Genomic DNA, 13,341 nt, shown 5'->3' on the forward strand with positions numbered 1-13,341 from the left:
CGACTGGCAGGGTGGATGCCGCACCCCACCCCGTCGAAGGAGACTCATGTCGCAGCGCACACTCGGACCGTTCACCGTCTCGGCCATCGGACTCGGCGCGATGCCGGTTTCGATGAACGGCAACGGTCTGCCCTCGCACGACGACGCCGTCGCGACGGTGCGCGCGGCGCTCGACGCGGGCGTGACGCTCATCGACACCGCCGACATCTACGCCCCCAGCTGGGACGAGATGGGCCACAACGAGCGGATCGTCGCCGACGCGCTCGCCGGCTGGGACGGCGACCGGTCGTCGATCGTCGTCACCACGAAGGGCGGAATCACCCGGACGGCCGAGAAGGACTTCGGCCGCGACGGGTCGCTCGAGTACCTGCGCAGCGCGGTTCAGAAGTCGCTGAAGAACCTGCAGGTCGACGTCATCGACCTGTATCAGTACCACCGCCCCGACCGCTGGATGGTCTACGGCGAGGTCATGCAGAACCTCAAGACCCTGCAGGACGAAGGACTCGTCCGCACGGTCGGCATCTCGAACGCCAGCGTCGAAGAGATCCAGATCGCCCAGGAGGTCCTGGGCGATGGGAACCTCACGAGCGTGCAGAACGAGTTCTCGCCGCGGCATCCCGGCAGTTACGGCGAACTGACCTACTGCGCTGAGAACGGCATCGCCTTCCTGCCGTGGAGCCCGCTCGGCGGCATCGGCGGCGCCGGCTCGATCGGCGAGCGGTTCAGTGCGTTCGCCGAGATCGGCCAGGCGCACGGCGTCAGCCCGCAGCAGGTCGTCCTCGCGTGGGAGCTGTCGCTCGGCGAGACCGTCATCCCCATCCCCGGGGCGAGCCGCCCGGCATCCATCACCGACTCGTTCCAGGCCCGGAACCTCGAGCTCTCGGCCGACGAGCTCGCTCGCTGCTCGGCCGCCGTCGGCATCGAGGTCTGAGGGTCGGCCGCTGTGCCGAGTGCAGGTTCGGTGCGCACCGAGCGGCCCATACGGGTCTGATGCGGCGTTCTGACCTGCACTCGGCACGTTCAGGCTTCGTCGCCGGCTGTTGCGCCATCGGCGCCGAGGCCTCGGGTCCGCTCGACCTTGGCGCCTGGTTGCTGCGCCGAATGCAGGTTCAGCGCGCCCAGCGGTAGCCGTAGCGGCCCGAAGCTGCGGGTTAACCTGCACTCGGCACGTCAGCCGGCCTTGAGCAGGTGCTCTCGCTCGACGATCTCGAGCGAGAGCACTTTGTAGCCCTCGCTGTCGAAGAACACCCGCATGCGGTCGTCGTCGATCGAGACGACGGTGCCGGCGCCCCATTCGCGGTGCGACACCTTCTCGTCGATCTCGAACCCCGCGTCTGAAGCGGATGCCGGCTCCCGAACGACGTCGGCTGCTCCCGCCGCGCAGGTGTCGCAGTTGCCGCACGGCTCGTCGAGGTCTTGCCCGAAATAGCCGAGCAGCACCTGGCGCCGGCAGCGCCGCGTCTCGGCGTACTCGCGCATCGTCTCGATGCGGGAGCGCTCGATCCGCTCGCGCTCCTCGACTCGCTCGAGTGCCGCCTTCACGGCGGCACGCTCGTCGAGGTTCCGCCGCAGCGACACCCCGGACTTCGACGCGCGCGCCGAGCCGGTGTCGATCAGCAGCGTGAGAAGTCCCGTCACGCGGCGCGGTGACAGCCCGGATTCCTTCGCGAGAGCGGACTTCAGGCGCGCCCGCGTCGACATCGCCCGCATGAGGGCGCGAAGCTCGGCGGCATCCGGATTCTTCGTCGCGAAGTAGCGCCGCAGGGCGAGATCCTCCGCGCGGTAGTGCAGGGTGCCGTGGGCCTCCTCGCCGTCGCGGCCGGCGCGGCCGAGCTCCTGGAAGTAGGCGTCGATCGACTCGGGGACGTCGGCGTGGATGACGAATCGCACGTTCTCCTTGTCGATGCCCATGCCGAACGCGCTCGTCGCGACGACGACGTCGAGCTCGTCGCAGAGGAACTGCCGGTGCACCTCCGCCCGCTCCTTCGACGGGAGACCGGCGTGGTACGCCCGCGCCCGCTTGCCGCGCTCGGTCAGGTCGTCGGCGTACTGCTCCGCCGAGCGCCGCGTCGATGTGTAGAGGAGCCCCGGGACGGGAAGCGAGGCGACCTCGTCGACCACGGCGGCGCGCTTCTCGCGGTCGTCGCCGTGCCGTCGGACGCCGAGGCGGATCGACGGTCGGTCGACGTCGCCGATGTGGATGGAGGGGTCGTCGAGTCCGAGGCGGGCCGCGATCTCCTCGCGGACGGGGGTGGATGCCGTCGCGGTCAGCGCGAGGATCGGTGGTCGCCCGAGGCGCTCGGCGACCTCGCCGAGACCGAGGTAATCGGGACGGAAGTCGTGCCCCCACGAGGCGATGCAGTGCGCCTCGTCGACGGCGAGGAGCGCGATGTCGAGGGTGGCGAGGTCGGCGACGACCTCGTCGCCTGCCAGTTGCTCGGGTGCGAGGAGCACGTAGGTCGCCTCGCCCTCGCGCAGGCGGCGCCACGCCTCGGCGCGGGCCTTCTCGCCCCGCCCGGAGTTGAGGGCCACGGCCTTCGGCGCATCGGGGGCGTGCTCGAGACCGGCGAGCTGGTCCTCTTGCAGCGCGATCAGCGGAGAGACCACGATGGTGACGCCCGGCCGCAGGGCCGCGGTCACCTGATACACGGCGGACTTGCCCGATCCCGTCGCCCAGACGACGAGCACATCGCGCCCACCGGCTGCCGCTTCGATCGCGTCGAGCTGCGCCGGTCGTAGGTGCGTCAGGCCGAATCGCTCGGCGGCGACGCGCTCGACCTCGGCGCGATCGGGGGCGGACGATGCAGGGGTGGAGCGGCGTGGCATCCCTCCACGGTGGTCGAGGAAACGGCATCCGCGGACACCCTTGACACGCCCGTAGTATTCAGATGCCGGTCGAGGGGTTCGGCACGTCATCCTGGGGGACGCATGCGGTTTCAGTTTCGGTTCGTCGGCGCGCTGATCGCCGTCGTGGCGCTCGTTTTCACCGGTCTCCCCGCACAGGCCGCCGAGATTGCGCCGACGCGTATCACCGGGGTGCTCACCAACGTCGACGGCGACGCGGTCCGGAACGTGACCGTCCGGTTCGAGAACGTCGACACCGGGCGCGTGTCGGACACGTCCCCTGACGTTGACGGGAGGTTCCGCAGCACTCTGCCCGCGGGCGATTATCGGGTGTCCGCGTCCTCGCATCACGATCCGGCGCGCGAGGCGTACGGCGCCCGGTGGTACCCGGGCGTGGGGACCGCGGGAGAGGCTCAGATCGTCTCCCTCACGGAGGGCCGCACGATCGATACGTCGTGGCAGCTCGGAGCCGTCGGCCCGGGGGTCACAGGAATCGTGACCGATGCGCTGACGGGACAGCCGGTCGCGGGGGCGAGCGTCTCGCTGGACGGGCCTCTTCGTACATGGGAGACCACGAACCGTGACGGCCGCTACCGGTTCTCGATGCTGCCGCCCGGAGAGTACGACGTCAGGGTCGACTCTCCCTCTGACGGCGATTACGTCGTCGCGACCACGTCGCTCACCGTGTCGGAAGGTTTCACGACGTGGTCCGTCTCCGCCGAGCCCACGGGCACCTTGCGTGTGACCACGGGGCGATACTCCTCGGTACGGGCCGATCTGATCCCCGTGGGCGAGGAGCGGGAGATCCACGCACCTACCGGCAGCAACGTCGTCAACGCCGAGGACCTCCCGCCAGGCGACTATCACCTGCGCATCAGCCCCGAGCGCGGCGTGCACGATTTCGTCGAGACCTGGTGGCCCGCCGGCGAAACGCGGGCTGATGCCGGGATCATCACGATCCGTTCTCGGCAGACGACCGAGATCACGGCCGACCTCGTTCGGGGTGGCGTCGTGGAGGGCAGGGTCGTATCCGCAGGAACGAGCGCACCGGTTGCGGGAGCCTACGTCACGGCATACACGAGCGCGGGTGTCGAAGCGGGATGGGCGCAGGCGGACGGTGACGGCCGGTATCGGATCCTCGCTCTGCGGTCGGGTGAGTACCGGATCACGTCGTCGGGCAATGGCCACTCACGTCTGTCGACGACCGCGCGGGTTCAGCTCGGCGAGACGACGCCCCTCGACATCGCCCTCTCGCCGCGGGGTGCTCTGTCCGTGACCGTTAGCGCTGACGAGATGATCGTCGGCCGGACCGTGTCGCTCTACGACGGCGACCTGAAACTCATCGCGAAGCGGCAGCTCAGTGAGCGTGGCCTGTCTGAGACAGTGACGTTCGACGACCTCGACGCCGGCGAGTACTTCTTGGGCGCGGACGGAAGCAGCGACATCCTGGGCGGCTGGTACGACGGCGCATCGACCAGCGCGGGAGCGCGGACCGTGACCGTTGTGCCCGGAGAGGTCACGCCGGTCGACTACCGGCTCAGTGTGGCGACGGCGGCGAACAGCGGAAGCATCTCCGTCGCCGCGGTCGGACCGCGGGGCGAACCCGTGACCGATTCGGCTGTCTGGCTGTACGACGCGGACGGTGTGGTTCGTGGGCGCGATCTTCTGCAGGTCGACTCGGTCACGTTCCCCGCCCTCCCGCCCGGCGACTACCGCCTGCGCTTCGCGGACAGCACGTCGGAACATCGTTACCGCTACACGACGACATGGTTGGGCGGCAGCGACCTCGCGGACGCCACCCGAATCCGCGTCGACGCCGGCAAGACGACGAGTGTCAGGCCGACGCTCGCGCGCACGCTTCCGCCCGAATCGGCGACCATCGTCGGTACCCTTTCGTCGAAGCTGCCCGAACTGTTCGAGGGCGCGCGAGTCATCGCGTGGGCGGAGACCAGGAACTCCGTCGCACGGGCCGGCACCGGCATCGTCGATGCCAAGGGACGTTTCCAGATAGTCGGCCTGCTCCCCGGCCGGTACCACCTGCAGATGGACGATCATCCCCGCTGGACGGACGGTGTGGCCCCCGTGTGGCTGGCTTCGGAGGGTGACTGGAGGACCTCGCGCGTGTTCACCCTCGCCGAGGGGCAGACCGTCCGGGTCGACGAGAAGATGCCGGACGAGACGGATCAGCCGAACCACGCGACCCTGCGCGGGATGGTCCGGGAGAGCGGTGCTCCCGTTCCGGGGGCCGTCGTGACTGTGAGGGGTCGCACCGAGACCGTGACGGTGCGCACGGATTCATCCGGACGGTTCGAGGCGTGGCTCGAAGGCGGGCACAAGACGACGGTCGAGGTCGCCGCCCGAACCACGACGGTGAAGTACTCGACGCAAGTGACCGGTGTGAACCGCCGGATCTCGACGCTGGACGTAGCCCTCACGCGGGTGCTCGCGACGCCGACACCGACCCTTTCCGCGGCGCCGACCGTCGGACGCTCCGTGACCGCGAGGACCACCGGCTGGACGTCCGGGACAACCGTCACGTATCAATGGCGCCGGAACGGGAAGCCGATCGCCTCGGCCACGAAGTCGTCCTACACGCCGGTCGCAGCCGACCGTGGTGCGAAGCTGACCGTCACGGTGACAGGGAAGAAGGCGGGCTACGCCACTGCGTCCCGCACGAGCGCGGCGAAGGCGGTCGGTTACGGCACCCTGACCTCGTCGACCCCGCGGATCACCGGGGCGACCGCTCGCGGCAAGACGTTGACCGTCCAGCCCGGCGCCTGGACGCGTGGGACGTCGCTCACGTACCAGTGGTATGCCGACGGAGTTCGGATCGAGGGAGCGACTCGCTCGTCGCTGACGCTCACCTCCGGCCTCGTCGGGGACAAGATCTCGGTGAAGGTGACGGGCAGCAAGAGCGGGTACGCCACGCATTCGCGGTCCAGCGCGGCCACCGCCCGCGTGCGTCGATAAGGCATCATGGTCATAGGACCTGCACCGTGTACATCCCGAATCCTCTGCATCTCACGCGTCTCGCCGTTCGATCCGCACGAGGCCGCCACCGCACGTTCCGAGTACCTGAATCGAGCCCTCGTCGCAGGGAGCTGGACGAGCTCTGGACGCGCGCTTTCGGAGACGCGCCGCCCACCGGTCTGCTTCGAGACCTCTTCCCGGACCGTTGGGCTCGATTCCACACGCGCGGTCCCGCGGACGCCGCGTTCGACATCGACGCAGCCAAGACGTTGCGCGGGTTGCTCGATGATCTGCCCTGGGAAGGCCACTCGGATCTGCGGATGATCGTGGAAGACTACGGCGTCCTGGACATGGCCGGTGGATGGTCGAAGTCGGTACCGGTTGACAGCTTCGCTTGGCGGAAGTTGCCCGTCGACGAGGACGGGATCGCCGTCGCCTACTACTGGGCCAGTGAGTGGCCGTCCCCGCAAGCCGTCAACCAGGCCTTCCTGAAGATCGTGGCGGAGGAGGGGTACGCCGTCCTCACGGACAAGGAGGTGACCTGGGCGTTCGTCCCGTACTGGGCCGGAGTCGACATCATCTTCCCGTCGTCGCAGGAGCGCGACGAGTTCGTGAACGCCCATCGCGACCTGCTGGCGCCGCATCCGTCCGACCTCTGACGCCACCTGGCAGGATCCCGCCGCTCCCTGACCGTCGCGGGGGAGTGCCGCGTGCCAGGCTCGATGCGTGCAGATCCCGCCGCGAGACCTCGCCCTCGGCCGCGCTGCGCTCGTCGTGATCGACGTGCAGCGCGGGTTCGACGACACCGCGCACTGGGGCGAGCGCGACAACCCCGACTGCGAGGCGAACATCGCCGCACTCCTCGACCGCTGGCGCGAGCGCGGGTGGCCGGTCGTGTTCGTCCGGCACGATTCGACCTCGGATGCCTCACCGCTGCGTCCCGGCCAGGCGGGCAACGACCTCAAACCCGAGGTCACCGGCATCCCGGACCTTCTCGTCACGAAGAGCGTGAACTCGTCGTTCCACGGCTCGCCTGACCTCGACGCGTGGTTGCGCGCGAATGACATAAGGCGGATCGTCGTCACCGGAATCTCGACGAACCACTGCTGCGAGACGACCGCCCGGGTGGGCGGCAACCTCGGCTACGACGTGTACTTCGCCCTCGACGCGACCCACTCGTTCGACCGGATGGCGCCCGACGGCACCGTCATCCCCGCGGCGACCCTTGCAGCGATCACGGCGACGAACCTCGACGGCGAGTTCGCCACCGTCTGCTCGACGGCCGACATCCTCCGCTGAACGCGCCCTGTCGCCGCGGCGGGGTCCGCGGTTAGCGTGGAGGGATGCCGCAGAACCCCTTCGCCTCGCTCGAGGACTACATCGCCCTGCCCCGCATCGACGCCGTCGCACTCTCGCCCGACGGCACGCGAGCCGTCCTCACGGTCGCGACGCTGAATAAGGATAAGACCGGGTACGACCGGGCGCTCTGGGAGGTCCCGGCGACCGGCGGCGGCACGCCCCGTCGTCTGACCCGCTCGGCGAAGGGCGAGCAGGGCGCCGCGTTCACGGCGGACGGCGACCTGCTGTTCGTCAGCGCCCGTCCCGACGCGGAGGGCGACGGCGAGGACGAGTCGGCGCAGCTCTGGCTGTTACCCGCGAACGGCGGCGACGCGCGCGCCATCACGCGCCTGGCCGGGGGAGTGTCGGGCATCGCCGCAGTCGCGGACGCGGCATCCGTCGCCGTCCTCGCCGCCGATCTGCTGCCGTCCGCGGACTCGTTCGAGGCCGACGCGAAGCTGCGCGCCGAGCGGAAGAAGCGCAAGCTGTCCGCGATCCTGCACACGACCTACCCGGTCCGCTACTGGGACCACGATCTCGGACCCGCCGAGCCGCACCTGCTCTCGCTCGACCTCGACGCGCTCGCCGACACGATCGGGTCGCTCGCCGCCTCGGACACGGCGGAGGACGAACCGGATGCCACGACCCCCTACCCCGCGTCGCTTCCGCGCCCGCGCGACCTGACACCCGCGCCCGGCCGGACGGCCGACACCGCCGGCGCGGCGCTCACCCCTGACGGACGCACCCTCATCGCCGCGATGCGCTTGCCGCAGGGCCGCGCGGAGCGGTTCGCGATCGTCTCGATCGACGTCGCCTCGGGCGCGCACACGACCCTGTTCGAGGAGCGGTCGACGTACTTCGAGTCGCCCGCGATCAGCCACGACGGCCGGTCGATCGCGTACGGCCGGGCGGCATTTTCGGACCCCACCGGTCCCGCTGGTCAGGAGCTCTGGATCGCCGGGATCGACGGCTCCGAGCCGCGCCGGCTCGCGAAGGGCTGGGACCGCTGGCCGACGAGCATCGCTTTCGCGCACGACGACACCGCGCTCATCGTGACCGCCGACCAGGACGGGCGCGGTCCGGTGTTCCGCGTGCCTCTCGACGGCGGCGCGCCCGTGCAGCTGACGACCGACGACCACGCGTACTCGAACGTATCGGTCGACCGCGCGACGGGCGCGCTCGTCGCGCTTCGCTCGTCGTGGATGGTGCCCCCGCACCCGGTCCGCATCGACCCCGACGGCACCGTGACCGCTCTCGCGACGCCGGCTCCGCTGCCGACACCGGCCGGCACGATGGCCGAGGTCGAGACGACGGCCGAGGACGGTGCGCGGGTGCGCGGCTGGCTGCTGCTGCCGGAAGGCGCGGACGCGGCATCCCCCGCTCCCCTGCTGCTCTGGATCCACGGCGGGCCCCTGAACAGCTGGAACGCCTGGAGCTGGCGCTGGAGTCCGCAGCTCGCGCTCGCCCGCGGCTACGCCGTGCTGCTGCCCGACCCGGCGCTGTCGACCGGCTATGGGCTCGAGTTCATCGCCCGCGGGTGGAACAGCTGGGGCGAGAAGCCCTACACCGACCTCATGTCGATCACCGACGAGGTCGTCGCGCGCGCGGACATCGACGAGACCAAGACAGCCGCGATGGGCGGCTCGTTCGGCGGCTACATGGCGAACTGGGTCGCCGGGCACACCGACCGGTTCCGCGCGATCGTGACCCACGCGAGCCTGTGGGCGCTCGACCAGTTCGCCGGGACCACGGACGCGTCGTCCTATTGGCAGGAGATCTTCACGCCCGAGGCGATGGTGGAGAACTCACCGCACCGCTACGTCGAGAACATCTCCACACCGCTGCTCGTCATCCACGGCGACCGCGATTACCGCGTGCCGATCGGCGAGAGCCTGCGGCTGTGGTCGGAGCTCAACGAGCACTTCGGCGAGGACGACGGGTCGACCGTGCACCGGTTCCTGTACTTCCCCGACGAGAACCACTGGGTGCTGAAGCCCCAGCACGCCGTCGTCTGGTACGAGACGGTGTTCGGCTTCCTCGGCGAGCACGTGCACGGTGAGCCCGCGCCGAAGGTCACAGGGCTCGGCTGAGGTCCCGTTCCGGGGACGCGATGCGTCGCGACGGATGCCGCGCCGCGGCATCCCGCGTCCCCGGAAGCCGCCTCAGCGCGCGGTGACCCTGACCCGCCCGAGCGTCGGCACGAGCACGGGCGTCGCGGTCTTGTACGCCTCGTAGTCGGCGTCGCCTCCCCAGCGCTTGTCGGCCTTCTTCTCGAGGAGCGGGATGCCGCTGACCCGGGTCAGCAGCAGGAGCACGAACACGGGCGAGAGCAGACCGATCCACTGCCAGCCGTCGAAGACGGGAGCGGCGACGATCGCGACGCCGACCCAGGCGAGGATCTCGCCGAAGTAGTTGGGGTGGCGCGAGCGGGACCACAAGCCCGTGCGGATGAAGCGGCCCTTGTTGGCGGGGTCGGCCTTGAAGGCGTTCTTCTGCAGGTCGGCGACGACCTCGAAGAGCATGCCGATGATCCAGAGCGCGATGCCGACGCCGGCGAACACGTCGAACGAGACGCGGTCGGCGGGTTCGGTCGCGATCGCGATCCATGCCGCGGCCGCGGTGATGCTGACCCAGAGACCCTGCATGATCCAGACGCGCAGGAACGACAGCGGGTTGACCTTGATGTCGTCGAAGCGGTCGTCGCTGCCGGAGCGGTGGATGCGGATGAAGAGGAACGAGCCGAGGCGGACGGCCCAGATGATCACCATCGCCGCCAGAGCGAGTGAGCGGGCGTCGGGCGACGGGGAGAGCAGCACCACGCCGAGTGTGACGAGGATGAAGGTCGCGCTGCCGGTGGCGTCGAAGAAGCGCTCGGTGCGGGCGATCGCCGACGGGATGTAGACCAGCACCTGCACGGCGAACGCGGCGGCGACGGCGAGGGCGAACACGGGGAAGCCGCCGACGGTCGCGCCTCCCTGGCTGCCCGCGAGCGCGACGAGCGCCCCGACGATGAGCCCGACGACGACGGTGATGAGGGCGGAACGGTTCTGCGAAGACATGGGGGCCTTTCGAGGCGGGGAGTCAGCGGTAGAGGGCGGCGACGACGTCGGAGCCGCGCTCGAGGAGCACGCGGCGCTTGATCTTGAGCGTCGGCGTGATGATGGTCGTGTCGGCGAGATCGGCGGCGATGAGCGTGAAGCGGCGCACCTGCTCGCTGCGCGAGACGAGCGCGTTGGCCGCGTCGATGCTCCGCTGGATCCGTGCCCGCAGGCTTTCGTCGGGGATCTCGCGCAGTTGGCCGGCGGCGGGCGCATCGCCCTGGCGGGCGGCCTCGTCGGGATCGAGGACGATGAGCGCGGTGAGGTACGACCGTCCCTCGCCGACCATGACGGCGTGCGAGACGAGCGGGTCCGCTTCGACGGCGAACTCCCACGGGGCGGGGACGACGGTCTTGCCGGTCGAGGTGACGATGACGTCCTTGACCCGGCCGTCGATGATGAGCCGCCCTTCGGCGTCGAAGCGGCCGAGGTCGCCGGTGCGGAAGAACCCGTCGACGAAGGCGTCGGCGTCGTGCGCGGGGTCGCGATAGCCGCAGAAGACGCCGATCCCCTTCGCGAGGATCTCGCCGTCGTCGCCGATCCGGACGGTCGAGCCGGGGAGGGGTCGACCGACCGTGCCTGCACGGATGTCGCCGGGCAGGTTGCCGGTGAGCGGCGCGGTCGTCTCGGTGAGGCCGTACCCCTCGATGACGGGCACCCCGATGCCGCGGAAGAACAGGGAGACCTCGGGGTCGAGCCGGGCGCCGCCCGACAGGATGTAGTCGACGCGTCCGCCCATGACCGCGCGCAGCCTGCGGAAGAACAGCGCCTCGAACAGGCGCTGACGAACGGATGCCGGTGCCCGCCCGTCCGTGCTCTGCTCGGCCGCGCGTCCACCCGAGACGGCGGTCGCCACGGCGGTGCGCCACAGCCGGGTCAGGTGCGCGGCCTCGGCCTTCTGCGCGGCGGCTGCCTGGATGCGCTCCAGAACGCGGGGGACGACGACGAGGAACGTCGGCCGGAGGACCGACAGCGTCTCGACGACCGTGCTCGGGTCGCTGAGGTGCGCGATGCGCATGCCGTTCGCGAGGCAGATGAGCTGCAGTCCGCGTGCGAGGACGTGCGCGAGCGGAAGGAAGATGATCGTGTTGCCCTGCTCGTGGACGACCTCGCCGTAGGCCGCGGCGATGTTGAGCACCTGGCCGAGGAAGTTCCGGTGCGTGAGCACGGCTCCCTTGGGCTCCCCGGTCGTGCCGGAGGTGTAGACGATGGTCGCGGGTGCGTCGAGGTCGGCCGCCGTGCGGTGGCGCTCGAGGTCGGCATCCGTCACCTCGTCGTCCCGCGAGCGCAGGTCGTCGAGGGTCCGGATGCCGCCGGCCACCCGGTCGGCCGGGTCCATCGCGTAGGCGCCGAGGCGTCCGGCCCCGGTCTCGGCGAAGGCGTCGGCGAGACGGCGGGTCTGGGCCTCGGCGCCCCCGACGCCGAGCACGACGCCGGCGTCACTGACGATACCGGCGATCTGGACGGGCGACGACGTCTCGTAGACCGGCACGACGACGGCACCGGCGAACCAGGCGGCGAGGTCGGTGACGGCCCACTCGTAGCGGGTCGAAGCCATGATCGCGAGAGCGTCGCCGGGGGCGACACCCGCGGCGATGAAGCCCTTCGCGAGCCGGCGGACCTCGCCGAGGAATCGGACGGTGGATATCTGCCTCCACGAACCGTCGCCGATGGCGACGTCGAACGCGGCGTGGTGGGGAGCCTTCTCGGCACGCTGGACGAGGAGGTCCGTGACGTTGCGATGCCCGTCCACGGGCGCGAGAAGAGGAGTGTGTATCTGCGGCACACAGATGATTCGGAGCCCGAACCGGATCGGATGCCGCTATCTTCCGCGCGAGCGCGAGAGGGTCAGCGCAGGCGCAGGACCGCGTCCCACAGGGCGTCGGCGACGACGCGCTTGGTCCCAGCAGCCTGAGATGCGACCTCGTCGGTGGCGTCGACGAAGAGCACGCGGTTCTCGGCCGTCTCGAAGCCCTCCTGCCAGCCGACGCGGTTCACGGCGAGCAGATCGACGCCTTTGCGCGCGCGTTTGCGGATGCCGCGTTCGCGCAGCTCCGCGTCGTCGGCGGCCGTCTCGGCCGCGAAACCGACGATCGTCTGACCCGGACGGCGCGCCTGGACGAGCCCGATGAGCACGTCGGGGTTCTCGACGAGATCGAGGGTGACGGTGCCGTCCTCCTTGCGGATCTTGACGTCCGAGACCTCGGGGACCGAGAAGTCGGCGACCGCGGCGGCCATCACGACGACGTCGGCCTCGGTGCTCGCGGCGCGCATCGCGGCATCCATCTCGACGGCGGTCGACGCACGTTCGACGGCGATCCGCGGGTGGTGGAGGGCCTTGTCGAGCACACCCTCGTCGACGTGAGCCGCGACGAGGTGGACGAACGCGCCGCGGTCGGCGGCGGCGAGGGCGACGGCCGCCCCCTGCTTTCCGCTGGACCGGTTGCCGAGGAAGCGGACGGGGTCGATGGGTTCGCGCGTGCCGCCGGTCGACACCGCGACGCGGAGGGCGGCGAGATCGGATGCCGGGGCGCCGGCGACATCGAGGGCGGCCGCGACGATCTCGTCGGGCTCGACCATGCGCCCGGGTCCGCTGTCGCCGCCGGTCAGCGGGCCGTCCGCAGGGCCGACGATGTGCACGCCGCGCGAGCGGAGCGTCGAGATGTTGGCCTGCGTCGCGGCGTGGTCCCACATGGCGGTATGCATGGCGGGTGCGACGACGACGGGCGCGGTCGTGGCGAGGAGGGTCACGCCGAGGAGGTTGTCGGAGATGCCGGCGGCCATCTTGGCGAGCGTGTTCGCGGTCGCCGGCGCGACGATCACGAGATCGGCCTGCGTGCCGAGGGCGACGTGGCGGACTTCGGCGACGTCGTCGTGCACGCTCGTCGTGACAGGATGGCGGCTGATCGCCTCCCATGTGGCGGTCCCGACGAAGCGCAGCGAGTCCTCCGTGGGAACAACGTGCACCTCGTGCCCGTTCGTCACCAGTGCGCGGACCACCTGCACCGTTTTGTACGCGGCGATGCCGCCCGAGACGCCCACGACGACGAACATGGTCCGATCCTCCCACGGGGTCGGACGCGAAAGGCCG

At 70.3% G+C, this 13,341-nt stretch carries 9 protein-coding genes; 5 read left to right on the top strand and 4 right to left on the bottom strand.

Annotation, left to right across the window (positions count from 1 at the left end; all coding sequences use genetic code 11):
• Window positions 1-46 precede the first annotated feature (46 nt).
• Window positions 47-931 (top strand): aldo/keto reductase, encoded by an 885-nt coding sequence (locus tag QE428_RS07710; protein WP_307467722.1) that lies wholly within the window; start codon window positions 47-49, stop codon window positions 929-931.
• A gap of 239 nt (window positions 932-1,170) precedes the next feature.
• On the opposite strand, the gene QE428_RS07715 is transcribed toward QE428_RS07710, so the two are convergent.
• Window positions 1,171-2,826: an ATP-dependent DNA helicase RecQ gene (locus tag QE428_RS07715; protein ID WP_307467724.1), complete on the bottom strand. Its 1,656-nt coding sequence runs from the start codon at window positions 2,824-2,826 to the stop codon at window positions 1,171-1,173.
• Window positions 2,827-2,928: 102 nt separating this feature from the next.
• Here QE428_RS07715 and QE428_RS07720 point away from each other — a divergent pair, with 102 nt between their 5' ends.
• From QE428_RS07720 to QE428_RS07735, 4 genes are all read left to right on the top strand, one after another.
• Window positions 2,929-5,814 (top strand): carboxypeptidase regulatory-like domain-containing protein, encoded by a 2,886-nt coding sequence (locus tag QE428_RS07720; RefSeq protein ID WP_307467727.1) that lies wholly within the window; start codon window positions 2,929-2,931, stop codon window positions 5,812-5,814.
• A gap of 320 nt (window positions 5,815-6,134) precedes the next feature.
• Window positions 6,135-6,473, top strand: a complete 339-nt coding sequence (locus tag QE428_RS07725) for a hypothetical protein (protein WP_307467730.1) — start codon at window positions 6,135-6,137, stop codon at window positions 6,471-6,473.
• 67 nt (window positions 6,474-6,540) lie between these two features.
• Window positions 6,541-7,113 carry a cysteine hydrolase family protein gene (locus QE428_RS07730; protein WP_307467733.1) on the top strand — a complete coding sequence of 191 codons (573 nt, stop codon included), beginning with the start codon at window positions 6,541-6,543 and terminating at the stop codon, window positions 7,111-7,113.
• Window positions 7,114-7,157: 44 nt separating this feature from the next.
• Window positions 7,158-9,242: an alpha/beta fold hydrolase gene (locus QE428_RS07735; protein ID WP_307467736.1), complete on the top strand. Its 2,085-nt coding sequence runs from the start codon at window positions 7,158-7,160 to the stop codon at window positions 9,240-9,242.
• 72 nt (window positions 9,243-9,314) lie between these two features.
• On the opposite strand, the gene QE428_RS07740 is transcribed toward QE428_RS07735, so the two are convergent.
• The 3 genes from QE428_RS07740 to coaBC all read right to left on the bottom strand — a co-directional run bounded on the left by QE428_RS07740 (window position 9,315) and on the right by coaBC (window position 13,304).
• Window positions 9,315-10,211, bottom strand: coding sequence for a DUF1295 domain-containing protein (locus QE428_RS07740; protein ID WP_091351710.1), 897 nt, complete (start codon window positions 10,209-10,211; stop codon window positions 9,315-9,317).
• Between the two features lie 22 nt (window positions 10,212-10,233).
• Window positions 10,234-12,003 carry a long-chain fatty acid--CoA ligase gene (locus QE428_RS07745; protein ID WP_307467740.1) on the bottom strand — a complete coding sequence of 590 codons (1,770 nt, stop codon included), beginning with the start codon at window positions 12,001-12,003 and terminating at the stop codon, window positions 10,234-10,236.
• Window positions 12,004-12,098: 95 nt separating this feature from the next.
• Entirely contained in the window at window positions 12,099-13,304 is a 1,206-nt protein-coding gene (coaBC, locus tag QE428_RS07750) for a bifunctional phosphopantothenoylcysteine decarboxylase/phosphopantothenate--cysteine ligase CoaBC (protein ID WP_091351712.1), read from the bottom strand.
• Between the last annotated feature and the right edge of the window lie 37 nt (window positions 13,305-13,341).

Origin of the sequence: Microbacterium sp. SORGH_AS_0505, assembly GCF_030818715.1 — a bacterium.
Lineage (GTDB): Bacteria > Actinomycetota > Actinomycetes > Actinomycetales > Microbacteriaceae > Microbacterium.